A 24,327-nucleotide genomic window follows, 5' to 3' on the forward strand; every position below is an offset into this window, starting at 1 on the left:
GGACCAGGGGCACCTGAACAGCGACCCCCCAAAACCGCGTCAGCTAGAACAACGAGTCCTGCACCGCCTGTCCCGGCAGTGACGGGGACGGCGGGGAAGAACCGGCAGGGGCGGCGCCACCACCGGCGGCAGGGATGATGCCCGCGGGGTATTCCGCTTCCTCGGCCCGGGGATCGTCCAGGTCGCGATGGCTGAAGCCGGAAGAATGGGAGAAGCCGTGGCGTGCTTTGAAGTACCGGACCCTCCCCGCCAGCCACGTCCGGTATTCCTTGGTCGCGTAGGAGCCGGTCCCGTACAGCCGCCGGTACTTGCCGGCAAGATCTGGGTGGTGCGCCGCGATCCACTTCATGAACCACTCCCTGGTACCAGGCTTCAAGTACAGGGCGCCAGCGCTGACCCCGGTTGCTCCGGCTGCGGCCAGGGAGCCGAACAGGGCATCCAGGGCTTCGTCACTGTCGGACAACCACGGCAGGATGGGCATGGCCATCACGCCACAGGGGAGGCCGGCCTCGCGAAGCCGCGACACCAGCTTGAGCCGCGCCCTGGGTCCCGGCGTCCCGGGTTCGATCGCCTCTGACAGGGCCTCATTGGTCATGGCCAGGGATATCCCCAAGCCCACTGGAACCTGGGTGGCGGCGCTCTTGAGCAACGGAATGTCGCGCGCCAGCAGCGTTCCCTTGGTCAGGATCGACAGCGGCGTGCCGGATTCGGCCAGGGCGGCGATGATGCCCGGCATGAGCCGGTACCTTCCCTCTGCCCGCTGGTACGGATCGGTGTTGGTGCCCAGTGCCACCTGCTGCCGCGTCCAGGACGGCTTGGCCAGTTCCTTCCGGAGGACCTCCGCGGCGTTCACCTTCACCACCACCTGGCTGTCAAAGTCCATGCCGGCGTCGAAGTCCAGGTAGGTGTGGGACTTGCGTGCAAAGCAGTACACGCAGGCGTGGCTGCAGCCGCGGTACGGGTTGACCGTCCATTCGAAGGGCATCTTCGACCCGGTGGGAACCCTGTTGAGCACCGATTTGGCGGTGACCTCGTGGAAGGTGATGCCGGCGAATTCCGGGGTAGTGACGGACCGCACCAGCCCTGCCAGCGGAAGCAGCGCCGGCCGTGCTGCGGCCGGAGCATCCGGAGTGGGCACCAGGGCCTGTGCTTCCCATCTCATACACCCATTCGAAAACATGTTCGAATCAAAGTCAAGGCGCACCGCGCCCGGCGGGCTAATACACGAGCTCCCAACGGACAGTCACGGCAGCCTCCACCCGGTTCACCCCCGGTTCGATGGCCGGCCCTTCGGTTGCGGACGCCCGCTGCAGCCCGGCAAGCGGAACCGGTCCCGGGGCGGGGCGTGACTCGTCCACGGACAGCACCCGTCCCAGGCGCCCCGAGGCCAGCGCGGCATACTGGCCCGCGCTGCGGAGCGCGTCCTGCCAGGCAGCCTCCCGGGCTTGTGCCCGAACGGCGGAGTCGTCGGAAAGGACCAGCTGCAGGTTGTTCAGCCGGACGGTGTCCCCGGCTGCCCCGACGGCGGCAGAGATGACGGCGGACGCGCCGGGAAGGTCCCGCAGCCGGACCGACAGGCTGCCGGACGCCACGTAGCCCACGAGTTTCTGGCCCTCGCCGTCCCGCCAGGCGAGGTCGGCGCGGACGGCCAGGCCGGCCGAGCGGATGTCGTGGGGCGCCACACCGCGGGCGCGGAGTGCAGCGCCAACGTCCCGCAGGCCCCCGGAGGCCGACGCCCAGGCCTCGTCCACTGACGCGGCACGGCACTCCACGCCAACCGCAACAAGCACCAGGTCCGGGGCCGCCTCCGCCCACCCCGTTCCCGTGACCGTGATGGTTCCCCCCTGCCCGGTCGCCATGGAGTCGGGGACCATCACGCTTTCCTTCCTGCCGCCAGCGGGTAGCCACCGGCCGCCAGCCCCGCCCTGCGTTCAAAGATGTTCGCCGTCCCGGGGTTTCCCGTCCGCAGCATCGACCACGCAGCGGCCAAAAGATAGAGCGGGATAAAAGGCAGGCCCAGGCAGCACGCATACTGGGTGCAATGCCTCTCCTCGTGCTCCAGGAGCGCGGGCCGGGACAGCAGGTCCCCGGCCGGACCGCGGCACAGCACCACATTGCCCAGGGTGTAGGCGTGCGCGAACGGCAGGCGCCAGCGGTAGCCGGCGGCGATGATCATTCCGCGCGGGCCGCGACTGATCCGCGTCCGGGCGGCAAGGGCGACGGCGAGCCCGGCCAGGGTGCTCCCGTTGAGGAGGTTTGCTGCCCGCCTGAGCCGCTGGGCCGTCGTCGGGCCGTGAAGGGAACCCGGCCGCTGCCGCAAAGTCATGAGGCCATGGTAACCGGAGGGTTCAACTAGACTGGAGGGCAGTGGCCGCCGGTCCTGCCGGCGAGCCCTGACCTGGTCATTGAATGACACTGACGTTCAGTGCGTTCATCCATGACCTGCCAGCGGCGGACGCGCCGGGCGGGAAACCGCCCGTGGCTGCCCCCGCCGCCGGCAGCCACGACTCGTAGCTAAGAACAGTAGATGACTGAAACTTTGCCGGGCGCCGCCATCCCGAACCCCACGGATGAGGCCGCCATCAACGCCGCTGTAGATCAGGCCATCACCGCCATCGCCGGTGCGGCCACCCTTGACGAGCTGAAGGCGGTGCGCCTTGCCCACAGCGGCGAGAAGTCCCCGCTCAGCCTGGCGAACCGCGAGATCGGCCGCCTGCCCAAGGACCAGAAGGCGCTCGCCGGAAAGCTGATGGGCGCCTCCCGCGGCCGGGTGAACAAGGCGCTCGCCGAGCGCACCGCGGTGCTGGAGGCTGAAAACGACGCCCGCATCCTGATGGAGGAGACCGTGGACGTCACGGCCGCGCCGCGCCGCCGCCGTGCCGGTGCCCGCCACCCGCTGTCCACCCTGCAGGACCGTGTGGCCGACATCTTCGTGGGCATGGGCTGGGAGATCGCAGAGGGCCCGGAAGTGGAATCGGAGTGGTTCAACTTCGACGCACTGAACTTCAAGCCGGACCACCCGGCCCGGGAAATGCAGGACACCTTCTTCGTGGAGCCCCCCGAAGCCCACCTGCTGATGCGCACCCACACCTCCCCGGTGCAGGTCCGCTCCATGCTCGAGCGCGAGGTGCCCATCTACGTGCTGTGCCCGGGCAAGGTGTTCCGCACCGACGAGCTGGACGCCACCCACACGCCCGTGTTCCACCAGTTCGAAGGCCTGGCCATCGACAGGAACCTGTCCATGGCGGACCTGCGCGGGACCCTGGAGCACTTCGCCCGGCAGATGTTCGGCGAGGAAGCCCAGATCCGCCTGCGCCCCAACTACTTCCCCTTCACCGAGCCCTCCGCCGAGCTGGACATCTTCCACCCCGGCGCCAAGGGCGGGCCTGCCTGGATCGAGTGGGGCGGCTGCGGCATGGTCAACCCGAACGTCCTGCGCGCCGCCGGCATCGACCCGGACGTCTATTCAGGTTTCGCCTTCGGCATGGGCATCGAGCGCACCCTCATGTTCCGCAATGAAGTGGGGGACATGCGCGACATGATCGAAGGCGATGTACGGTTCAGCGAGCACTTCGGGATGGAGATCTAACAGTGCGTATCCCACTTTCCTGGCTGCGTGAATTCGCGGCAGTACCGGCCGATGCAACGGCCGAAGACGTCATGGCCGAGCTGGTCAAGGTCGGTTTCGAGGAGGAAGCCGTCCACCGTCCCACGGACACCCTGCAGGGCCCCATCGTGGTGGGCCAGGTCCTGAGTTTGGTCAAGGAACCGCAGACCAACGGCAAGACCATCAACTGGTGCCAGGTCCGGGTTGTCCCCGAGGGACAGGAGCAGACCCTGGCCGGCGAGGGCATCGATCCCTCCGGCGTGCAGGGCATCATCTGCGGCGCCCACAACTTCGTGGAAGGCGACAAGGTGGTGGTCACCCTGCCCGGCGCCGTCCTGCCCGGCAACTTCCACATCTCGGCCCGCAAGACCTACGGCCACCTCTCCGCCGGCATGATCGCCTCCGTCCGCGAGCTGGGGATCGGCGAAGACCACGACGGCATCCTGGTGCTGTCCCGCATCGGGCTCGACCCCGAGGTGGGCACCGACGCCATGGAGCTGCTGGGCCTGTACGACCAGGCCGCGGAAATCAACGTCACCCCGGACCGCGGCTACGCCTTCTCCATCCGCGGCGTGGCCCGCGAGTACGCGCACGCCACCGGTACCGGCTTCACCGACCCCGCATCCAAGGTCCAGGCGCCTGCGGAACTGTCGGGCGGGTACGGCATTAAGCTCAACGACGACGCCCCCATCTACGGCAAGCCCGGCTGCGACCGCTTCGTGGCCCGGACTGTCCGCGGCGTGGACGCCACCAAGCCCACCCCGCCGTGGATGGTGTCCCGGCTCCGGCTCGCGGGCATCCGCTCCATCTCGCTGCCCGTGGACATTTCCAACTACGTCATGCTTGAGCTGGGCCAGCCCACGCACTGCTACGACCTGGACAAACTCTCCGGGGACATCGTGGTGCGGCGTGCGGCGGCAGGGGAAAAGATCACCACCCTGGACGGCAAAGAACGCACCCTTGACGCCGAGGACCTGCTCATCACCGATGACTCCGGCGCCATCGGCATCGCCGGCGTCATGGGCGGCGCGGCAACCGAGGTGGGCGATTCGACGTCGAACATCCTGGTGGAATCCGCGCACTTCGACGAGGTGTCCATCGGCCGCTCACGGCGCCGGCACAAGCTGCCGTCCGAGGCGTCCAAGCGGTTCGAACGGGGCGTGGACTGGCAGGTGGCCGGCATCGCCGCCCAGCGTGTGGTGGACCTCCTCGTGGAGCTTGCCGGCGGTACGGCCGACGACGCCGGGACCGACGTGGGCACCGCACCGGAAACCGTCAGCATCGAACTGCCCGCAGGCTTCGCCGCCGCACGGATCGGCATCGACTTCACCGGGGAACAGATCGTCACCTCGCTTGAGGACCTGGGCGCCGTTGTGGTGAAGCACGACGCCGGCTGGACGGTAACGCCGCCGAGCTGGCGCAGCGACCTGGAGACCAAGGAAGACCTGACCGAGGAAATTGCCCGGCTGGTGGGATACGACAAGATTCCCGCCACGCTTCCTGTCGCGCCGCCGGGCCGGGGCCTCACCCGCGTCCAGCAGCAGCGCCGCCGCCTCATCCAGGCCCTGGCGGACGCCGGGCTCACCGAGGTGCTGTCCTACCCGTTCGTTTCCAAGGCCGCCAATGACACCTTCGGAACGGCGGACGAGGGTGCAGGCCGCAGTGCCGTCAAGCTGGCAAATCCCATCAGCGAAGAGCAGGGCTTCCTGCGCACCTCCATCCTGCCGGGGCTGATCGAGGTGGCCAAGCGCAACCACTCGCGTGGTTTCCGCGACCTGGCACTCTTCGAGTCCGGCCTGGTGTTCCTGCCTGCTGAGAAGATGGGCACCGAATCCATTCCGCCGCTGGGCGCCAAGCCCTCCGATGAGGTGCTGGATGCGCTGTACGGCGGCGTCCCCGACCAGCCGTTCCATGTGGCCGCGGTCCTCACCGGCCATGATTCACCGGCGGCCGCCGCGCACACGCCGCGGGTGTGGGACTGGGCCGACGCGCTGGATGTCGCCCGGCTCGCCGGCGACGTCCTCGGCGTCGACCTCGTGGTCAGCCAGGGCCGGCACCAGGCCTTCCATCCCGGCCGCACCGCCCGCCTGGCCCTGCACACCGGGCAGACTGTCGGCTACGCCGGCGAGCTGCACCCCAAGCTGCTCGCCGCCTCGGACATGCCTGCCCGCTCCGTCGCGCTGGAGATCAACGCCGACGCATTGTTCGAGGCCGCACCGGATGTCATCGTGGCACGGCACATCTCCACGTTCCCGGTGGCAACCCAGGACGTTGCACTCGTGGTTCCGGCCGAGGTCCCCGCGGATGAGGTCCTCGGGGCGCTGCGTGAAGGCGCCGGAGAACTGCTGGAGGACGTGGCCCTGTTCGATGTCTACGCAGGAAAGGGCATCGAGGACGGGAAGAAGTCGCTGGCCTTCGGACTGCGGTTCCGTGCCGCCGACCGCACGCTCACCGCTGACGAGGCCTCCGCTGCCCGCGAAAGCGCAGTAGCCCTCGCTGCCGAACGCTTTGGGGCCGTCCAGCGCTAGCTGGTGCTTCCGGAAGCCAAAAAGTCCCCGCAACCTGGGTGGTTGCGGGGACTTTTTGTTCGCCGGTGACCGCTTGTCAGGGGACCAAGAGGACCTTGCCCGTGGTCTTGCGGCCCTCAAGGTCCCGGTGTGCCCGGGCGGCCTGGCTCAGCGGGTAGCGCGCACCAATCCGGACCTTCAGGCTGCCGTCGGCCGCGGCGGCAAAAATCTCATCGGCGCGCCAGCGCCGCTCGGCAGCGTCGCGCAGGTAATGGCCCATGGTGGGGCGGGTCAGGAACAGCGATCCGGCGGCATTGAGCCGTTGCGGATCGAACGGCGGCACCGGACCCGAAGCCGCGCCGAACAGGACCAGCATGCCGCGCACCCGCAGCGCAGCCAGCGAGCCGTCGAACGTATCCTTCCCCACGCCGTCGTACACCACATCGACGCCGGTGCCGCCGGTCAGTTCGCGTACATGGTGCGGGAAGCCCTCGTAGCGCAGCACGTGGTCCGCGCCGGCCTCGAGGGCGAGGGCTTTCTTTTCATCGTTGGACACCGTGGTGATGACCCGGGCGCCCTTGGCCTTGAGCAGCTGGATCAGGAGGAGCCCAACACCGCCTGCGCCGGCATGCAGCAACACGGTGTGCCCCGGTTCCACCTTGAACGTGGAGTTGATCAGATAGTGGGCGGTGGCACCCTGCAGGGGGAGTGCCGCGGCGGTGAAGACGTCCAGGCCCTTCGGTACGGGCAGTGCCGCATCCTCATCCACGAGCGCGTAGTCGGCGTAGCAGTTGATGCCCTCGGCTGTGGCAATGCGGTCGCCTACGGCGAAGCCGGTCACGCCGTCACCCACGGCCTCCACGGTGCCTGCCGCCTCCGTGCCGGGGACGAAAGGGTAGGGCACCTTGTAGGTGCCGCTGCGCTTGTAGGTGTCAATGAAGTTGACGCCGGCCGCCCCCACCTTGAACAGCAACTGGCCCGGCCCGGGAACCGGGATTTCAACCTCGGCAAACTCAAGGACTTCCGGTCCGCCTGCCTGCCGTGCGACGATTGCGTGCGTCATGGCTCTCCTTTCGCGGGACCCGGAATCTCCGGCCCCGGCTGCCGGAACCATCGTAGGGACACAAGCGCCCGTTGCGCCAAGAACTACACCCCCTTTAATGCATAAATATCGATAGGTATGCATAACTATTGCTGTATAGTCGAAGCATGACTATTTCTGTTGCGGTCTCGGGAGCCAGTGGCTACGCCGGGGGAGAAGTCCTCCGCCTCCTTGCCGGGCACCCCGGGGTGACCATCGGCGCCATCACCGCCCACAGCAATGCAGGATCCCGGCTCGGTGAACTCCAGCCGCACCTCCACGGGCTGGCCAGCCGTATCCTGGAGGACACCACGGTGGAGAACCTCTCAGGCCACGACGTCGTCTTCCTCGCGCTGCCGCATGGTGCCTCCGCCGAAATTGCCGCGCAGCTGCCGGAAGGCACAGTGGTGATCGACGCCGGCGCCGACCACCGCCTCGAGGACCCGGCTGCCTGGGAGAAGTTTTACGGCTCCGCCCACGCCGGTACCTGGCCCTATGGACTTCCGGAACTGCCCGGCCAGCGGGAAGCCCTCAAGGGCGCCAAACGCATCGCCGTCCCGGGGTGCTACCCGACGTCGGCCCTGCTGGCGCTGACCCCCGGGTTCGCAGCCCACCTGCTGGAGCCTGACGACGTCGTGATCGTTTCCGCCTCCGGCACCTCGGGCGCGGGCAAGGCCGCCAAGGTCAACCTGATCGGCTCCGAGGTGATGGGCTCCATGAGCCCCTACGGCGTGGGTGGCGGACACCGGCACACCCCGGAAATCGAGCAGGGCCTGTCGAACGCGGCAGGGGAGAAGGTCACCGTTTCCTTCACGCCGACGCTGGCCCCGATGAGCCGTGGCATCCTGACCACCGCCACCGCAAAGGTCAAGGCAGGCACCACCGCCGCGCAGCTGCGCCTGGCCTGGATCGAAGCGTATGAGGACGAGCCGTTCGTCCACGTGCTTCCCGAAGGCCAGTGGCCCGCCACCAAGTCCGTGCAGGGCTCCAACCACGCGGCCATGCAGCTGGTGTTCGACCCCCACGCAGGGCGTGTCGTCGTCACCTGCGTGATCGACAACCTCACCAAGGGCACCGCCGGCGGCGCCGTACAGTCCATGAACATCGCACTCGGCCTGCCGGAAACCGCCGGCCTCAACCTGCAGGGAGTAGCCCCGTGACCATCACCGCCCCCATGGGATTCCGGGCAGCCGGCGTCACCGCCGGCCTCAAGGCCTCCGGAAACCCGGACCTGGCCCTGGTCGTCAATGACGGCCCCGCCAAGGCCGCCGCCGCCGTCTTCACCAGCAACCGGGTGGCAGCCGCCCCCGTGCATTGGTCCCGCCAGGTGGTCTCCGACGGCCGCGTGGACGCCGTCATCCTCAACTCCGGCGGGGCCAACGCCTGCACCGGACCCACCGGCTTCCAGAACACCCACAGCACAGCGGAAAAAGTCGCCGAGGTCCTGGGCATTTCCGCCACCGACGTCTTCGTCTGCTCCACCGGCCTGATCGGCGAGCAGCTGCCCATGGACAAGATCCTGCCCGGCGTCGAGGCTGCTGCCGCCGCGCTCAGCACTGATGGCGGCCCTGCCGCCGGCACGGCCATCATGACCACCGACAGCGTCCCCAAGTCCGCGCTCTTTATCGGCAGCGACGCCGACGGCCAGGAATTCAGCATCGGCGGCATCGCCAAGGGCGCCGGCATGCTGGCTCCGGGGCTGGCCACCATGCTGGTGGTGCTCACCACCGACGCCGTCGTGGAGCCCGAGATGCTCGACGTCGTCCTCCGCGACGCCACCCGGGTGACCTTCGACCGTGCCGATTCAGACGGCTGCATGTCCACCAATGACACCGTGGTCCTGCTGGCCTCCGGTGCGTCAGGGGCAGTGCCCTCCGCGGAAGCCTTTGGCGCCGGCCTCACGCAGGTCTGTGCGGAGCTGGCACGGAAACTGATTGCGGACGCCGAAGGCGCCAGCCATGACATCGCCATCCGCACGTTCAATGCCGCCAGCGAAGCCGACGCCGAAACCGTCAGCCGCTCCGTGGCCCGCTCCAACCTGTTCAAGGCCGCCATCTTCGGCAAGGACCCCAATTGGGGCCGCGTCCTGTCGGCCGTAGGCACCACGGATGCGGCCTTCGAGCCCGACAAGCTCAACGTGGCCATGAACGGCGTCCAGATCTGCCGCAACGGCAGCATCGGCGACGACCGCGGCCTGGTGGACCTGGAGCCCCGCGAAGTGCTGGTGGAGATCGACCTGCAGGCAGGCGATGCGGAAGCCACCATCTGGACCAACGACCTCACCCACGACTACGTCCACGAAAACAGCGCCTACTCCAGCTAGGAGCGCCGCGCCCAAGGCACAGCCCGCTGTGGAAAGTGAACTCATGAACACCCAGACACGCGAAAACACCAGCATGTCCGCCGCGCAGGACAAGGCGGCCACCCTGATCGAGGCGCTGCCCTGGATCCAGCGGTTCGCGGGCACCACCATGGTGATCAAGTACGGCGGCAACGCCATGGTCAACGACGAGCTGCGGCGTGCCTTCGCCGAGGACATCGTCTTCCTCCACCACGTGGGCATCCATCCCGTGGTGGTCCACGGCGGCGGTCCCCAGATCAACTCCATGCTGGGCCGGCTGGGCATCGAATCCGAGTTCAAGGGCGGCCTGCGCGTCACCACCCCCGAGGCCATGGAGGTGGTCCGCATGGTCCTTACCGGCCAGGTGGGACGCGAACTGGTGGGCCTCATCAACTCGCACGGCCCCTACGCGGTGGGCATGTCCGGCGAGGACGGCGGCCTCCTGCGCGCCGTCCGCACCGGGACCGTGGTGGACGGCGAGGAAGTGGACCTCGGGCTGGTGGGCGAGGTGGTCGGCGTCGACCCCGCAGGCATTGTGGACATCCTCGACGCCGGGCGTATCCCGGTGATCTCCACCGTGGCCCCGGAAATTGTGGACGGCGGCGACGGCGTGTCCGGGACCGCCCGGTTCCAGCCCACCGGGCAGGTCCTGAACGTCAACGCGGACACCGCAGCGGCCGCCGTCGCGTCCGCCCTCGGCGCCTCCAAGCTGGTCATCCTGACCGACGTCGAAGGCCTCTATGCCAACTGGCCCGACAAGTCATCCCTGATTTCATCCCTCACGGCGTCGGAGCTGCGGGAGATGCTGCCCAGGCTCGAATCCGGGATGATCCCGAAGATGGCCGCCTGCCTCAAGGCCATCGACGAGGGCGTGGAACGCGCCCATATCGTGGATGGGCGCCTGGCCCACTCCATGCTTTTGGAAACTTTTACGACGGCGGGCATCGGCACCCAGGTGGTCCCCGACGAGGAGAGCAACTCATGAACAAGGACACCCCGGTGGTTGAGTCCATCGAAACCCCGGTCACGGAGCTCGTGGAGACCACCGGCCACGCCGGATCCGAGTGGCTCGCCCGCTACTCCAGCTCGCTCATGAACGTGTTCGGGGCGCCGCAGCGGGTGCTGGTCCGCGGCGCCGGCTGCCTGGTGTGGGACGCCGACGGCAAGGAGTACCTCGACCTGCTGGGCGGCATCGCCGTCAACGCCTTGGGCCACGCCCACCCGTTCGTGACCTCCGTCATCGCGAGCCAGCTGGCCACCCTGGGCCACGTCTCCAACTTCTTTACCAGCCCCACCCAGGTGGCGCTGGCCGAAAAGCTCCTCTCGCTGGCCAACGCCCCGGCCGGGTCCAAGGTGTTCTTCAGCAACTCCGGCACCGAAGCGAACGAGGCCGCCTTCAAGCTGGCCCGACGCAACACCGGCGGGGGCGGGACGAAGCGGACCAAAATCATCGCCCTCGAGGGCGCCTTCCACGGCCGGACCATGGGCGCCCTCGCGCTCACGGCCAAGGAGGCCTACCGGGCGCCGTTTGAGCCGCTGCCCGGCGGTGTGGAGCACATCCCGTTCGGGGACATCGAGGCGCTCAAGGCCGCGGTGGACGACACCGTTGCGGCGGTCTTCCTCGAGCCGATCCAGGGTGAAGCGGGGGTACGGCCACTTTCGGCGGAGTACCTCCGGGCTGCCCGGGAGCTGACTGCCAGGACCGGTGCCCTGCTCATCCTGGACGAGGTCCAGACCGGCATTGGCCGGACGGGCAAATGGCTGGCCAGCGAAGACGCCGGGATCGTCCCGGACGCCGTCACGCTCGCCAAGGGGCTGGGCGGCGGCTTCCCCATCGGTGCCCTGGTCACCTTTGGCGCGCACGTATCGTCGCTGCTGTCCCCGGGCCAGCACGGCACCACCTTCGGCGGCAACCCGGTGGCAACCGCAGCGGCGCTGGCAACCCTGCATGCCCTGGAGAGCCAGCACGTGCTCGCGAACGTGGTTTCGGTGGGGGAGCACCTGCGCTCCGGCCTGGCCGCCATCCCCGGTGTCACCGAGGTCAGGGGCGAAGGACTCCTGATCGGCTTCGACCTCGACGCCGACGTCGCCCCCGCCGCGGTGCAGGCCGCCCTGGACGCAGGCTTCATCATCAACAGCCCCGGCCCGCGCACCATCCGCCTGGCACCGCCGCTGATCCTCACCACGGCCCAGGCCGATACCTTCCTCGCCGCTTTCCCGGCAATCCTCCAGACAGCTAAGGACGCCCAGTGACTACCGCAACCCGGCACTTCCTCAAGGACACCGACCTCAGCCCCGCCGAACAGGCGGAAGTCCTGGAACTCGCAGCCCGGATGAAGGCCGCGCCCTACAGCGTCCAGCCGTTCGCCGCCGAGGGCAACGGCCGCAAGACCGTGGCCGTGATCTTCGACAAGACATCCACCCGGACGCGTGTCTCGTTCGCCACCGGAATCGCGGACATGGGCGGCAACGCGCTGGTCATCAACCCGGGCGAGGCGCAGATCGGCCACAAGGAATCAGTGGAGGACACCGCAAAGGTCCTGGAGCGGATGGTCTCCACCATCGTGTGGCGTACGGGGGCGCACGCAGGCCTGGTGGCCATGGCGGCCAACTCCAAGGTGCCGGTCATCAACGCCCTGTGCGACGACTACCACCCGTGCCAGCTCCTGGCGGACCTGCTGACCGTCAAGGAGCACAAGGGCGCACTCAAGGGGCTCACCATGAGCTACCTCGGCGACGCCGCCAACAACATGGCCAACTCGTACCTGCTGGCCGGCGTCACCGCCGGCATGCACGTCCGGATCGCCGGCCCTGAAGGCTACCTGCCCTCGGCGGAGATCGTCGCGGCGGCCAAGGAGCGTGCCGCTGAAACCGGCGGCTCCGTGCTCATCACCTCCGACGCTAAGGAAGCCCTGCAGGGGGCCGACGTCGTGGCCACCGATACCTGGGTCTCCATGGGCCAGGAAGCCGAGAAGGAAGCCCGGCTGCAGCTGTTCCGGGAGTACTCCGTGGACTCCGGCGCCATGGCACTCGCAGCGGATGACGCCGTCGTACTCCACTGCCTGCCCGCCTACCGGGGCTACGAAATCTCAGCCGACGTCATCGACGGCCCGCAGTCCATCGTCTGGGACGAGGCAGAAAACCGCCTGCACGCGCAGAAAGCCTTGATGGCCTGGCTGATGCACCGCTCAGGCCTTGCGTTCGTCGAAGGCCTGTCGCCGGTGGAAGGCACCGGAGAGAGCACCTTCTAGTGTCCGCCCAGCCTTCCTCCCCGGGCACCAGCCCGGCCACCAAGACGGCCCGTCAGGCCCGCATTACCGCGATCCTCACCGGGCAGTCCGTGCGTTCCCAGGCTGAACTGGCGGCGCTGCTGGCGGACGACGGCGTACAGGTCACCCAGGCCACGCTGTCCCGCGACCTGGTGGAACTGGGCGCCGTCCGCGTCCGCGGCAAGGAAGGCGTCCTGGTCTATGCGGTCCCCGGTGAGGGCGGCGAACGGGCTGCCAAGAGCGGCGTCACCCAGGAAATCCTGGACGCCCGGCTCGCCCGGCTGTGCAGCGAACTGCTGGTCACGGCCGAAGCTTCGGCCAACATCGCCGTCCTGCGGACACCTCCCGGCGCGGCGAACTTCCTCGCCCTGGCCATCGACCATTCCGTCATGCCGTCCATCCTGGGCACCATCGCCGGCGACGACACCGTCCTGCTGGTGTCACGCGATCCGCTCGGCGGCCCGGACCTCGCTGCCCGCTTCCTGCAAATGGCCGAGGAAGCCGGGCAATAAGCTTGAAGACAATCAACCACCAAACCCCAACAAGGAGCATCTAAAGTGACTGAACGCATTGTGCTGGCCTACTCCGGCGGCCTGGACACCTCCGTCGCCATCGGCTGGATCGGTGAAGCCACCGGTGCCGAGGTCATCGCCGTGGCGGTCGACGTCGGACAGGGCGGCGAATCGCTGGAAACCATCCGCCAGCGCGCCCTCGGCTGCGGCGCCGTGGAAGCCTACGTGGCAGACGCCTCGGACGAGTTCGCCAACGAGTACTGCGTCCCCACCCTGAAGGCCAACGCCCTCTACCAGGGCCACTACCCGCTGGTCTCAGCCATCTCCCGCCCGGTCATCGTCAAGCACCTGGTGAAGGCAGCCCGCGAATTCGGCGCCACCACCGTGGCCCACGGCTGCACGGGCAAGGGCAACGACCAGGTCCGCTTCGAAGTGGGCATCCAGACCCTGGGCCCGGACCTGAAGTGCATCGCACCGGTCCGCGACCTCGCCCTGACCCGCGACAAGGCCATCGCCTTCGCCGAGGAAAAGGGACTGCCCATCGAGACCACCAAGAAGAACCCGTACTCGATCGACCAGAACGTGTGGGGCCGCGCCGTCGAAACCGGCTACCTCGAGGACATCTGGAACGCCCCCACCAAGGACATCTACGACTACACCGCTACGCCGGAGTTCCCGCCGGCGCCGGATGAGGTCATCATCTCCTTCGAAGCCGGCGTGCCGGTTGCGATCGACGGCGTCAAGGTCACCCCGCTGCAGGCCATCAAGGAACTCAACCGCCGCGCCGGCGCCCAGGGCGTGGGCCGCATCGACGTCGTCGAGGACCGCCTGGTGGGCATCAAGTCCCGCGAAATCTATGAAGCACCCGGCGCCATGGCGCTGATCACCGCCCACAAGCACCTCGAGGACATCACCATCGAGCGCGAGCAGGCCCGCTTCAAGGCCACCGTCGGCCAGCGCTGGGCCGAACTGGTCTACGACGGCCAGTGGTTCTCCCCGCTGAAGCGCTCCCTGGACGCCTTCATCGAGGACACCCAGAAGTACGTCTCCGGCGACATCCGCATGACCCTCCACGGCGGGCAGGCCATCGTCAACGGCCGCCGTTCGGACACCTCGCTGTACGACTTCTCGCTGGCCACTTACGACACCGGCGACACCTTCGACCAGTCCCAGGCCAAGGGTTTCATCGAGCTGTGGGGCATGTCCGCCAAGGTTGCCTCCGGCCGCGACATCCGCGTCGCAGGAAAGTAGCCCCTGTGGCTGAGCACAAGACCGAAGCCACAAATGCGGGAGCGCTGTGGGGCGGCCGGTTCGCCGGCGGCCCCGCCGACGCCCTCGCGGCGCTGAGCAAGTCCACGCACTTCGACTGGCGGCTGGCCCGCTACGACATCGCCGGGTCCAAGGCCCACGCCCGCGTGCTGCACAAGGCCGGGCTGCTGGACGACGCCGAACTGGACGGCATGCTCGCTGCCCTGACGCAGCTGGATGAGGACGTTGCCTCCGGCGCCTACCTGCCGGCGGAGTCCGACGAGGACGTGCACGGCTCCCTGGAGCGTGGCCTGATCGAGCGCGCCGGAGCGCAGCTGGGCGGCAAGCTCCGCGCCGGCCGGTCCCGCAACGACCAGGTGGCCACGCTGGGCCGGATGTTCCTGCGGGACCATGCCCGGATCATTGCCCGCGGCGTGCTGGCCACGGTAGATGCCCTGGTGGAGCAGGCCAAGGCCCACCACGGTGTGGCCATGCCGGGACGGACGCACCTGCAGCACGCGCAGCCGGTCCTGCTCAGCCACCACCTGCTGGCCCATGCCTGGGCCCTGCTGCGCGACGTGCAGCGGCTGCAGGACTGGGACAAGCGCGCCGGAGTTTCGCCCTACGGTTCGGGCGCCCTGGCCGGCTCCTCGCTGGGGCTGGACCCGGAAGCAGTGGCGGCCGACCTTGGGTTCTTCTCCGCCGTGCACAACTCGATCGACGGCACCGCCTCCCGCGACGTCTTCGCCGAGTTCGCCTGGGTCTGCTCGATGATCGGCGTGGACCTGTCCCGGATCTCAGAGGAAGTCATCTTCTGGGCCACCAAGGAGTTCTCCTTCGTCACGCTGCATGACTCCTACTCCACGGGGTCCTCGATCATGCCGCAGAAGAAGAACCCGGACGTGGCAGAGCTGGCCCGCGGCAAGGCAGGGCGCCTGATCGGCAACCTGACCGGGCTGCTGGCCACGCTCAAGGGCCTGCCGCTGGCGTACAACCGCGACCTGCAGGAGGACAAGGAACCGGTGTTCGACGCCGCCGACACCCTGGAGCTGCTGCTCCCGGCCGTGTCCGGGATGATCGCCACCCTGACCTTCAACACGGAGCGGATGGAGTCGCTGGCCCCGCAGGGCTTCGCGCTGGCCACGGACATCGCCGAATGGCTGGTCCGCCAGGGCGTGCCGTTCCGCGAGGCTCATGAACTGTCTGGCGCCGCCGTCAAGCAGGCGGAGTCCCGCGGCGTGGAGCTGTGGGACCTCACGGACGAAGAGTACGCCGCGATCTCGGAGCACCTCACCCCGGAGGTCCGGTCCGTCCTGTCCACGGAGGGTTCGCTCAACAGCCGGAACTCGCAGGGCGGGACGGCACCGGCCGCCGTCGAACGCCAGCTCACCGCGCTGGAAGCCGAGCTTGCCGGCGTGCGGGAGTACGCCGGGTAGGAAACATTGTGGCCAAGGGCCCGGGGCATGTTCCCCGGGCCCTTGGCGTCTGTGGCTAGGCTGGGTCCATGAGCGAAACGTTCCGCAAGTTCCTTCGCACCCTGCCCGACTTCCCGTCCGACCTGCCCGGCTTCGAACCGGAGAATGCGCCGCAGGACCCGGCGCTGCTTTTCAAGCAGTGGCTGGATGAGGCCCTGGACGCGGGGGAGCAGCAGCCGCACGCCTTCAGCCTGGCCACGGTGGGCACGGCTGGCGGCGAGGGCCCGCAGCCGTCCTCGCGGATGCTCATCCTGAAGAACATTGACGACGACGGCTGGCACTTCGCCACGTCCCGCACCTCCCGCAAGGGCCGGGAACTTGCGGCGGCGCCCCGGGCCGCGATGAACTTCTACTGGCCGGCCCTGGGCCGGCAGGTCCGGCTGGCCGGCAGCGTGGCCGAGCTGTCCGCCGAGGCCTCCAGCATTGACTGGCACGAACGGCCGCGCGCGGACGGCAGCGACAACCCGAACTGGCAGCTGTACGCGCTGCAGCCCCTGGAGATCGAGTTCTGGCAGGCCAGCAACGACGGCCGGCATGTCCGCCACCGCGTCGGACCGGACGGAACGCCGCTGGAATAGGCCCCGGGCCGGCCGGCCGCTCCGCTAGGCTGGCCGCATGACCTCACCATCCCCCGATGCCCTCCTCGCTGAACTGCACAAGGCCGCGGACGCACTGACCGCCGCGGTGGACCGGATTCCGGCCGGCGGAGACAAGGCGCCGTCCACCCTTCCCGGCTGGAGCCGCGGCCACCTGCTGGCCCACATCGCCGGCATCTGCGACGCCCTCGCCCGCCAGGTGGAGTACGGACGCCACGGCGAAAAGGTGGAGCTGTACGACGGCGGCGTGGACGGCCGCAACCGGGCCATCGAGCTTGCCGCCGGCCACAGCCTGGAGGAGCACCGGGAAGACGTCGCGGCCGCGGTGCAGCGGGCACTGGCGGCCTTCGATGCGCTGGGGGAGGACGAATGGCAGACGCGCATCGCGTTCCGGGACGGCGCCATTTTCGACGCCGGGCTGGCGCTCTGGCGGGAACTGGTCATCCACACCGCCGACCTGGATGCAGGCACGGGACCTGAGGTCTGGAACAGGGACTTCTGCTCCCACCTCTTCGACTTCCTGGCCGCCCGCGTTCCCGCGGAAACCCGGCTCGTCGTGCAGCCCGTGGCACTTCCCCCGCTGACCCTCGGCGCCGGCGGCAGCACCGTCGTCGTCAGCGGCATGATCACCGACATCGCCGCGTGGCTCGCGGGGCGGCAGCCGTCGCTGGACAGCCTCCGCGCCACCGCCGCCGGGGACGGCACCGACCTCCCCGCCCTGCTGCCGTGGCCGTCGGCGCTTCCAGAACCCAAGTAAGGATCAGACCTTTTCCGCGAGATGGCACTGCGGTGAAGTGCCACGTCGCGGCAGGGGACGGAGCGGTCAGGCGGCTTCGCGGGCCAGCAGGCTCTCCTTGATCCGCAGGCCCCACCTGAAACCACCCAGTGAGCCGTCGGTCCGGATTACCCGGTGGCAGGGGACGAACAGGGCCGCCGCGTTGAAGGCGCAGGCACTGGCGGCAGCCCGGACCGCCTTCGGGTTCCCGGCCAGCGCAGCATATTCGCTGTAGGTGACGGGGGCGCCGGGTTTGACCTGGCGGAGGACATCCCAGGCGTGTGCACGGAACGGGCCGGACTGCTGGCGGACGGGCACCGCCATGGCCGGCGCAGGGTCGCCCGCATAGAAGGCTTCGACGGCGGCTGAAATTCCGCCAAGATCCGCCACCTCTTCAACGGCGTCGGGACGCAGCGCGGGGTGCACCTGTCCGGCCAGTTCCGGGAGGCCGGCCGTCCAGCCGGAGGCGAGGACTACGCCGTCCGTGGCAAGGATGGTGAACGGACCATCCGGCGTGGACAGCTGCAGGAGTTGGGCTTTCATGGCATCCCTTTCGCGGGAACGGCTGGTACGGGGGCGGGCTTGGCTGCGGCCCGCCAGAGGTGCATGGTGGCGTAGGAGCGCCACGGGCTGGTTTCCCTGAAGTCCGGGCTGAGGACGCTGCCACCATTATCGAGGGCCCGGATCCCGTTCCGCACGGCGGCGTCGTTGGCGAGGAAGATGTCCGGGGCACCGAGGACCCTCATGGCCACGTAGCCAACGGTCCAGGGTCCGACGCCGGGCAGGGGGAGCAGTGCGGCGGAGAGGCCCGGAAGGTCGTCACCGTATCCGAAGTCCAGGCGGCCGCGGGCCATGGCCTCTGCAGCATGCAGCAGCGACTCGGTCCGGCGCCGGGGGCCGCGAAGCAGATGTCCTGCAGCTGCGATTTCCGCCGGAGTGGGAAACATGCGGTCCAGGCCGTCGCCGGGGGCACCGGCGGGACTGCCCGCCGCGCACAACTGGGTCAAGGCTGTCCTGGCTGCCGCCACCGTAACCTGCTGGCCCACCATGGCCCGGACCAGGAGTTCCTGCGGATCCACTGCTCCCGGCATCCGCATCCCCGGTGCCGCGGCAACGGAGGCAGCCAGCCGGGGGTCGGCGGCGAGCGTGCCGTCGATCGCGCCGGGATCGGCGTCGAGGTCGAAGAGCCGCCGCACCCGGCTGAGCAGGGCGGCCAGGTCGCGGAGGTCCACCGCGCCGACGGTGAGGGTCAACGGCCGTTCCCGGGCTTCGGCGTCGTATTCCACCCGGAAGCGGGCGTCGCCGTGGGGCAGCCGCAGGGTGCGCGCGTAGGAGGTGGCCGTGCCTTCCTCGATCCCGGGGATCGCGCGCACGGCAAGGAACGTGAAGATGCCGGGATCGAAGGGCGGCCGGTAGGGCAGGCCCAGCACCAGTGCGGTCGATCCCGCCGCAGCCCCACCGGCAGGGCCGTGCCGCCCCGTATTGCGCAATGCCGTGGGCGTCATGTCGAACACCTCGGCGATAGTGTCGTTGAACTGCCGTACGCTGCTGAAGCCGGCGGCGAAGGCGATGTCGGCCAGCTTCATGCCGGTGGACACCAGCAGCGTGCGTGCGGTCTGGGCACGTGCGGCACGGGCCAGCGCCAAGGGACCTGCACCGAGTTCCTGGCCCAGGATCCGGTTGAGCTGGCGCGGCGAATACCCGAGGCGTGCGGCGAGGCCGGCCACCCCGTCCCGGTTGATCACGCCGTCGTTGATCAGGCGCATGGCCCGGCCTGCAATGTCCTGCCGCACGTTCCAGGCCGGGGTGCCCGGAACCGCCTCCGGCAGGCAGCGCTTGCAGGCGCGGTAGCCTGCCTCATGGGCCGCGGCGGACGTCTCGTAGAACGTCACGTTGGACGGTTTGGGGGTCCGGGCCGGGCAGGAGGGGCGGCAGTAGATTCCCGTGGTGCGGACGGCGGTGAAGAACTGGCCGTCGAACCGGGGGTCGCGGGCATCGATTGCCCGGTAGCGCTGCCAGAAGTCCATTCCTCCATCCTGCCAGCCGACGCGCACTGCTTCTAGCGGAAATCGGACATGGCCGTGAACGTCCGGAACCGGGCGCCGGGCGCCGGTTCTGCAGGCGGATGAAAACCCCGGCATCCGGGTAAGGTCTACGAATGAACCAGAGCATGCCGGCCCGGGAGCAGCTTCGTGACCTGCTGTCCGGGGATGCCCGCGAGCTTGCCCCGCAGTTGCTGGGCGCCGTGTTGACCCACGAGTCCCGCGATGGAGCCGTATCCGTCAGGCTGACCGAGGTGGAGGCCTACCTCGGACCGGAAGACTCCCTGCACCCCGACCCCGGCTCGCACACCTACCGCGGCCCCACACCCCGCAATGCGCCGATGTTCGGCCCGGCCGGGCACCTTTACGTCTACTTCACCTACGGCATGCACCACTGCACCAACATCGTGTGCGGCCCGGCCGGCGTCGCGTCCGCCCTGCTGCTGCGGGCGGGGGAGATCGTGGACGGCATCGGGCTGGCACAACGGCGCCGCCCGACGTCGAAAAGCCCCGCCGACCTGGCCAGCGGGCCGGCCCGCCTGGCGAAGGCGCTGGGATTGACGACGGCGGACAGCGGCCGCGACGCCCTGGCGCCACCCTTCGCGCTGGAACTTCCCTCCGGCACCCCCGGGCCGGTCAGTTCCGGTCCGCGGGTGGGCGTGGCCGGCGCCGGCGGATCAGAGGAATACGCGTGGCGGTTCTGGCTCACCGGCGACCCGACCGTCTCCAAGTACAAGGCGGCCAAGCCCCGGATCCGGAAGCAGTCCGTCGGTCCGCTGCCTCCTGCAACGTTTCACCGGCGTTAAGGGAAATGGTTGTAGAATGGACGGTCTGTCTTTCGCGATAGGGGAACGTTGATGCACGACGCCGAATTGGCCCACGAACGGGAGTATGTAGCCGGCCTGTATGCCCGGCTGGAGGAACTCCGGGAGGAAAAGCGCCGCCAGCTGGCACAGGTGCGGCGCGCCGGAGCCGTGGGCACCATGCAGAACGTTTCGGAACGTGATGCGTTCGCTGCACTGTATGAAGACCGCCTGGCCCAGCTGGACGCCGTCGATGACCGGCTGGTGTTCGGCCGCCTGGACCTGGACTCCGGTGAAGCCCAGTACATCGGCCGTATCGGGCTGACCACCGAGGACCTGCAGCGGCTGATGGTGGACTGGCGTGCCCCCGAGGCCGGCCACTTCTACCAGGCCACGGCCTTCGACCGGCAGGGCGTCCGCCGCCGCCGGCACCTGATCCTGCAGGGGCGTGACGTCAAAGCCATCGAGGATGACGTCCTGGACGCGGACATGCTGACCGAGGATGAGTCGCTGCAGGGCGAGGGCGCCCTGCTGGCCGCACTGAACTCCAAGCGCACCGGCCGCATGTCGGACATCGTCAGCACCATCCAGTCCGAACAGGACCGCATCATCCGGTCGTCCATCTCCGGTGCCGTCGTGGTCCAGGGCGGGCCCGGCACGGGAAAAACTGCCGTGGCCCTGCACCGTGCCGCCTACCTGCTGTACACCCACCGTGACCGGCTCAAGAGTGCCGGCGTGCTGCTGGTGGGACCGTCGTCGTCGTTCATGAAATACATCGAGCGGGTGCTGCCCTCCCTGGGCGAGACGGGCGTGGCCATGGCCAGCCTGGGCCGCCTGATGCCCGGCATCAACGCAGTCCCCGAAGCCGACGCGGATGTTGCCGCCATCAAGGGGCGCCTGGACATGGCTGCCATCGTGGCCAACGCCGTCTCCAACCGGATGCGCGTCCCGGCGCAAAACCGGATCCTTGAGGTGGACGGGCGCAAGCTCACCCTGACGCCCCGGCAGGTACGGCGCGCCCGCGAACGGGCGCGCGCCACCGGCAAGCCGTACAACGAGGCCCGCGTGACGTTCGTGAAGATCCTGCTGCGCGAACTGACCGAACAGATGACCGAACTCGTCGAAGCCGGCAATCTCGGCAACAACGCAGACCGTTCCTACCTGGCCGAGGACGTCCGCACTGCACGCGACGTGCGGATCGCGCTGAATTTGTGCTGGATGCCCATGACCCCGGAGAAGCTGATCACTGATCTGTTCAGCAAGCCGGAAATCCTCGAGTTCTGCACCCCCAACCTGACGCCCGCCGAACGGGCACTGCTGCAGCGTCCCGCCGATGCCCCGTGGACCGAGTCCGATGTCCCGCTGCTCGACGAAGCCGCCGAACTGCTCGGTGAACTGGACCCCGCTGCAGGGCGGGGGCTGGCGCAGCAGGAACACGACCGTGCCCGGGACCTGGCCAATGCCAAGCAAACCCTGGTGAACATGCAGGCGGCAGGCGTGGACCCGCTGATGTCTGCAGAGGAGCTTGCCGAGCAGAACCAGGAGCAGGAAGCACGCCTGACCGCGGCCGAGCGCGCCACCAGCGACCGCACGTGGGCCTTTGGGCACATCGTGGTGGACGAGGCGCAGGAGCTTTCGCCCATGCAGTGGCGGCTCCTGGTCCGCCGCTGCCCGCTGAAGTCCTTCACCATCGTGGGGGATATTGCGCAGACCAGTTCCGTGGCCGGCGCCAACTCCTGGCAGGGGGCGCTGGGGCCCATGTTTGGGGACCGCTGGCAGCTGGAAGAGCTCACCGTCAACTACCGCACCCCCTCGCAGATCGCCGAAGCTGCCGTCCGGATGGCCAACGCAGCGGGCCTGGTGGTCTCCGCGCCCAAGGCAGTCCGGGAAGGGCGCTGGGCACCGATCATCGACGAAGTGGCGGACGGCGGGATCGTGGACCGGCTGGTGGAGGTGCTGCCGGAGGAACTTGAAGCGCTCGACGGCGGCCTGCTCGCCGTGATTGCCGACGGTGACCTCCTGCCCGCGGCCACTGCCGCGCTGCGTGGGGTGTACGGGCGCAGGATCGGGACGGGCGCCGGCAGTTACGAGCAGGACATCGTGGTCATCAGCCCCCGGGAGGCGAAGGGCCTGGAGTTCGACGGCGTCGTGGTCCTGGAGCCGTCCGTGATGCTCAACCATGAACACGGCAAGGTGGGGGACCTGTATGTGGCGATGACCCGCGCCACGCAGCGCTTGCGGCTGATTGCCTCTCAGCCGGTGCCCGCCGGGATCGCCGGCTGACGGGGCCTCGGGCCTTACTGCTAACTTAGGAAGCGTGCCAGAACTGAACAACCTCGAACCGCAGCGCAACGACCCCACTTTCGCCAACATTTGGCAGGAACTGAAGTGGCGTGGGCTGGTCCATGTCTCCACCGACGAAGCGGAGCTTGAAAAGCTTCTCGCCGACGGGCCGGTCACGTACTATTGCGGCTTCGATCCCACCGCGCCCAGCTTGCACCTGGGGAACCTGGTGCAGCTGCTGGTGATGCGGCGGCTCCAGTTGGCCGGACACAAGCCGCTGGGGCTGGTGGGCGGCTCCACCGGCATGATCGGCGACCCCCGGCCGACGGCGGAACGTACCTTGAACACCAAGGACACGGTGGCGGAGTGGGTTGGCTACCTGCAGGCCCAGGTCAGCCGCTTCCTTAGCTTCGAGGGCGACAACGCCGCCAGGATCGTCAACAACCTGGACTGGACCGCGCCGCTGAGCGCCATCGATTTCCTGCGTGAAGTGGGCAAGCACTTCCGGGTGGGGACCATGCTGCGCAAGGATGCGGTGGCATCACGCCTGAACTCCGAGGAAGGTATCAGCTACACGGAGTTCAGCTACCAGATCCTGCAGGGCATGGACTACCTGCAGCTGTACCGTGACTACGGCTGCGTGCTGCAGACCGGCGGTTCTGACCAGTGGGGCAACCTGACCAGCGGTACGGAACTGATCCGCAAGGTGGAGGGCAAGAGCGTCCACGCCCTGGGCACGCCGCTGATCACCAACTCGGACGGGACCAAGTTCGGCAAGAGCGAGGGCAACGCCATCTGGCTGGACGCCGGCATGTGCAGCCCCTACGCCTTCTACCAGTTCTGGCTTAACACGGCCGACGCTGACGTGGTGGACCGGCTCAAGGTGTTCACCTTCCTGACACGCGCCGAGATCGACGAGCTCGCGGTGTCGGTGGCCGAGCGTCCGTTCGCCCGTGAAGGGCAGCGGAAGCTGGCGTTCGAAGTGACCTCCCTGGTGCACGGTGTGGAAGCGACCGAAAAGGTCATCGCCGCTTCGGCTGCGCTGTTCGGGAACGGTGACCTGTCCACCCTGGACAAGGCAACGCTGCAGGCGGCCACTTCCGAACTTCCTTCCACCACTGTGCAGGTGGATGAGATGGGGATTGTGGACCTGCTGGTTGCCTCCGGCCTTTCCGAAAGCAAGTCCGCTGCCCGCCGCACGGTGGGTGAGGGCGGGGCCTACGTGAACAACGAGAAAGTCTCGGATCCTGACGCTGTGATCTCCGAGTCGGAGCTCCTCCATGGCCAGTACCTCCTCCTGCGCAGGGGGAAGAAGAACCTTGCCACCGTGGAAGTGCTGGTTCCCTAGCACCTTCAATAGCTTCATGCACGCCTTTCGGCAGCCGATTTGCACGGCTGTCGGAGGGCGTGTATTGTTTTCTGAGTCGCCGCCGCTGAGTGGTGACAAACCCCCAACTGATATTGAGAAGCAATTCTCGGCCATGCGGTGCATGGAACGAAGAATGCTTCTCATTCTGCTGGGCGGATTCATTCCACTGGGTGAATTCCGGGAAAACAACCGGATTTGCAAAAGTGAATATGAATGAAATAAGATAAAAACATCGCAGCGAAGAAATACGGAAAAGAAATTCTCTTGTGAATTTGTTCCGGGAATATTCGAATGTGTCTGTTGTTTGAGAACTCAATAGTGTGCCAAGTTTGTTGATACCGATTATGTAATGTGATTGGTTGAAATGTGCTGTGTGCGCCACCCCGTGGTGTGCATGGTTTTTTTAGCTGGTTTCAAAT

21 protein-coding genes are annotated in these 24,327 nt (G+C 68.2%); 15 read left to right on the forward strand and 6 right to left on the reverse strand.

Going from position 1 to position 24,327, the window contains the following annotated elements; translation table 11 throughout:
• Nucleotides 1-43 precede the first annotated feature (43 nt).
• From PUN71_RS19395 to PUN71_RS19405, 3 genes are read right to left on the reverse strand one after another with little or no spacing between them, the layout of a single operon-like run.
• Nucleotides 44-1,162, reverse strand: a complete 1,119-nt coding sequence (locus PUN71_RS19395) for an Rv2578c family radical SAM protein (protein ID WP_277799716.1) — start codon at nt 1,160-1,162, stop codon at nt 44-46.
• 55 nt (nt 1,163-1,217) lie between these two features.
• Nucleotides 1,218-1,874, reverse strand: coding sequence for an SIMPL domain-containing protein (locus PUN71_RS19400; protein ID WP_277799717.1), 657 nt, complete (start codon nt 1,872-1,874; stop codon nt 1,218-1,220).
• Nucleotides 1,874-2,326 (reverse strand): hypothetical protein, encoded by a 453-nt coding sequence (locus tag PUN71_RS19405; RefSeq protein WP_052260330.1) that lies wholly within the window; start codon nt 2,324-2,326, stop codon nt 1,874-1,876. Before PUN71_RS19405 ends, PUN71_RS19400 begins: the two co-directional genes overlap by 1 nt.
• Nucleotides 2,327-2,527: 201 nt before the next feature.
• On the opposite strand from PUN71_RS19405, the gene pheS reads away from it, so the two are divergent.
• Both pheS and pheT read left to right on the forward strand, forming a co-directional pair.
• The gene (gene pheS / locus PUN71_RS19410) at nt 2,528-3,589 is read left to right on the forward strand and encodes a phenylalanine--tRNA ligase subunit alpha (RefSeq protein WP_277799718.1); all 1,062 of its coding nucleotides are present in this window, start codon (nt 2,528-2,530) and stop codon (nt 3,587-3,589) included.
• 2 nt (nt 3,590-3,591) lie between these two features.
• Nucleotides 3,592-6,135 (forward strand): phenylalanine--tRNA ligase subunit beta, encoded by a 2,544-nt coding sequence (gene pheT, locus PUN71_RS19415; RefSeq protein WP_277799719.1) that lies wholly within the window; start codon nt 3,592-3,594, stop codon nt 6,133-6,135.
• Between the two features lie 76 nt (nt 6,136-6,211).
• Here pheT and PUN71_RS19420 read toward each other — a convergent pair whose 3' ends face one another.
• A complete protein-coding gene (locus PUN71_RS19420; protein WP_277799720.1) occupies nt 6,212-7,177 on the reverse strand; it encodes a quinone oxidoreductase family protein in 966 nt (321 codons plus the stop codon).
• A gap of 146 nt (nt 7,178-7,323) precedes the next feature.
• Between PUN71_RS19420 and argC the strand changes: the two genes are divergently transcribed.
• From argC to PUN71_RS19470, 10 genes are all read left to right on the forward strand, one after another.
• Nucleotides 7,324-8,355 (forward strand): N-acetyl-gamma-glutamyl-phosphate reductase, encoded by a 1,032-nt coding sequence (argC, locus tag PUN71_RS19425; protein ID WP_277799721.1) that lies wholly within the window; start codon nt 7,324-7,326, stop codon nt 8,353-8,355.
• Complete coding sequence (gene argJ / locus PUN71_RS19430; RefSeq protein WP_043455284.1) at nt 8,352-9,518, forward strand: bifunctional glutamate N-acetyltransferase/amino-acid acetyltransferase ArgJ; 1,167 nt, start codon at nt 8,352-8,354, stop codon at nt 9,516-9,518. Before argC ends, argJ begins: the two co-directional genes overlap by 4 nt.
• 43 nt (nt 9,519-9,561) lie before the next feature.
• On the forward strand, nt 9,562-10,521 hold the full coding sequence (argB, locus tag PUN71_RS19435; protein ID WP_277799722.1) for an acetylglutamate kinase: 960 nt from the start codon (nt 9,562-9,564) through the stop codon (nt 10,519-10,521).
• Nucleotides 10,518-11,789, forward strand: coding sequence for an acetylornithine transaminase (locus tag PUN71_RS19440; RefSeq protein WP_277799723.1), 1,272 nt, complete (start codon nt 10,518-10,520; stop codon nt 11,787-11,789). Before argB ends, PUN71_RS19440 begins: the two co-directional genes overlap by 4 nt.
• Nucleotides 11,786-12,787 (forward strand): ornithine carbamoyltransferase, encoded by a 1,002-nt coding sequence (argF, locus tag PUN71_RS19445; RefSeq protein WP_277799724.1) that lies wholly within the window; start codon nt 11,786-11,788, stop codon nt 12,785-12,787. Before PUN71_RS19440 ends, argF begins: the two co-directional genes overlap by 4 nt.
• On the forward strand, nt 12,787-13,317 hold the full coding sequence (locus tag PUN71_RS19450; RefSeq protein WP_018771558.1) for an arginine repressor: 531 nt from the start codon (nt 12,787-12,789) through the stop codon (nt 13,315-13,317). The genes argF and PUN71_RS19450 overlap by 1 nt, the downstream gene beginning before the upstream one ends.
• A 45-nt stretch (nt 13,318-13,362) precedes the next feature.
• Nucleotides 13,363-14,568 carry an argininosuccinate synthase gene (locus tag PUN71_RS19455; RefSeq protein ID WP_277799725.1) on the forward strand — a complete coding sequence of 402 codons (1,206 nt, stop codon included), beginning with the start codon at nt 13,363-13,365 and terminating at the stop codon, nt 14,566-14,568.
• A gap of 5 nt (nt 14,569-14,573) precedes the next feature.
• Nucleotides 14,574-16,001, forward strand: coding sequence for an argininosuccinate lyase (argH, locus tag PUN71_RS19460; protein ID WP_277799726.1), 1,428 nt, complete (start codon nt 14,574-14,576; stop codon nt 15,999-16,001).
• Nucleotides 16,002-16,069: 68 nt separating this feature from the next.
• Nucleotides 16,070-16,618, forward strand: coding sequence for a pyridoxine/pyridoxamine 5'-phosphate oxidase (locus tag PUN71_RS19465; protein ID WP_277799727.1), 549 nt, complete (start codon nt 16,070-16,072; stop codon nt 16,616-16,618).
• Nucleotides 16,619-16,655: 37 nt separating this feature from the next.
• Nucleotides 16,656-17,393, forward strand: a complete 738-nt coding sequence (locus PUN71_RS19470) for a maleylpyruvate isomerase family mycothiol-dependent enzyme (RefSeq protein WP_277799728.1) — start codon at nt 16,656-16,658, stop codon at nt 17,391-17,393.
• A gap of 66 nt (nt 17,394-17,459) precedes the next feature.
• On the opposite strand, the gene PUN71_RS19475 is transcribed toward PUN71_RS19470, so the two are convergent.
• Nucleotides 17,460-17,954: a methylated-DNA--[protein]-cysteine S-methyltransferase gene (locus PUN71_RS19475; protein ID WP_277799729.1), complete on the reverse strand. Its 495-nt coding sequence runs from the start codon at nt 17,952-17,954 to the stop codon at nt 17,460-17,462.
• Entirely contained in the window at nt 17,951-19,438 is a 1,488-nt protein-coding gene (locus tag PUN71_RS19480; protein ID WP_277799730.1) for an AlkA N-terminal domain-containing protein, read from the reverse strand. The genes PUN71_RS19475 and PUN71_RS19480 overlap by 4 nt, the downstream gene beginning before the upstream one ends.
• A gap of 131 nt (nt 19,439-19,569) precedes the next feature.
• Here PUN71_RS19480 and PUN71_RS19485 point away from each other — a divergent pair, with 131 nt between their 5' ends.
• From PUN71_RS19485 to tyrS, 3 genes are read left to right on the forward strand one after another with little or no spacing between them, the layout of a single operon-like run.
• Nucleotides 19,570-20,259, forward strand: a complete 690-nt coding sequence (locus PUN71_RS19485) for a DNA-3-methyladenine glycosylase (protein WP_277799731.1) — start codon at nt 19,570-19,572, stop codon at nt 20,257-20,259.
• A gap of 51 nt (nt 20,260-20,310) precedes the next feature.
• Nucleotides 20,311-22,539, forward strand: a complete 2,229-nt coding sequence (locus PUN71_RS19490) for a HelD family protein (protein ID WP_277799732.1) — start codon at nt 20,311-20,313, stop codon at nt 22,537-22,539.
• A 34-nt stretch (nt 22,540-22,573) separates the two neighbouring features.
• The gene (gene tyrS, locus PUN71_RS19495; protein WP_277799733.1) at nt 22,574-23,887 is read left to right on the forward strand and encodes a tyrosine--tRNA ligase; all 1,314 of its coding nucleotides are present in this window, start codon (nt 22,574-22,576) and stop codon (nt 23,885-23,887) included.
• The last annotated feature ends 440 nt before the right edge of the window (nt 23,888-24,327 follow it).

The organism is Arthrobacter sp. NQ7, from assembly GCF_029581595.2.
In the GTDB taxonomy this organism is placed as follows: Bacteria; Actinomycetota; Actinomycetes; order Actinomycetales; family Micrococcaceae; genus Arthrobacter; species Arthrobacter phenanthrenivorans_B.

Excerpts from the sequence above, each read along its gene's own strand:
- PUN71_RS19395 (WP_277799716.1), bottom strand. The coding sequence starts at position 1,162 with ATGAGATGGGAAGCACAGGCCCTGGTGCCCACTCCGGATGCTCCGGCC.
- PUN71_RS19400 (WP_277799717.1), bottom strand. The coding sequence starts at position 1,874 with ATGGTCCCCGACTCCATGGCGACCGGGCAGGGGGGAACCATCACGGTC.
- PUN71_RS19405 (WP_052260330.1), bottom strand. The coding sequence starts at position 2,326 with ATGACTTTGCGGCAGCGGCCGGGTTCCCTTCACGGCCCGACGACGGCC.
- pheS (WP_277799718.1), top strand. The coding sequence starts at position 2,528 with ATGACTGAAACTTTGCCGGGCGCCGCCATCCCGAACCCCACGGATGAG.
- PUN71_RS19420 (WP_277799720.1), bottom strand. The coding sequence starts at position 7,177 with ATGACGCACGCAATCGTCGCACGGCAGGCAGGCGGACCGGAAGTCCTT.
- argC (WP_277799721.1), top strand. The coding sequence starts at position 7,324 with ATGACTATTTCTGTTGCGGTCTCGGGAGCCAGTGGCTACGCCGGGGGA.
- argB (WP_277799722.1), top strand. The coding sequence starts at position 9,562 with ATGAACACCCAGACACGCGAAAACACCAGCATGTCCGCCGCGCAGGAC.
- PUN71_RS19440 (WP_277799723.1), top strand. The coding sequence starts at position 10,518 with ATGAACAAGGACACCCCGGTGGTTGAGTCCATCGAAACCCCGGTCACG.
- PUN71_RS19465 (WP_277799727.1), top strand. The coding sequence starts at position 16,070 with ATGAGCGAAACGTTCCGCAAGTTCCTTCGCACCCTGCCCGACTTCCCG.
- PUN71_RS19470 (WP_277799728.1), top strand. The coding sequence starts at position 16,656 with ATGACCTCACCATCCCCCGATGCCCTCCTCGCTGAACTGCACAAGGCC.
- PUN71_RS19475 (WP_277799729.1), bottom strand. The coding sequence starts at position 17,954 with ATGAAAGCCCAACTCCTGCAGCTGTCCACGCCGGATGGTCCGTTCACC.
- PUN71_RS19480 (WP_277799730.1), bottom strand. The coding sequence starts at position 19,438 with ATGGACTTCTGGCAGCGCTACCGGGCAATCGATGCCCGCGACCCCCGG.
- PUN71_RS19485 (WP_277799731.1), top strand. The coding sequence starts at position 19,570 with ATGAACCAGAGCATGCCGGCCCGGGAGCAGCTTCGTGACCTGCTGTCC.
- PUN71_RS19490 (WP_277799732.1), top strand. The coding sequence starts at position 20,311 with ATGCACGACGCCGAATTGGCCCACGAACGGGAGTATGTAGCCGGCCTG.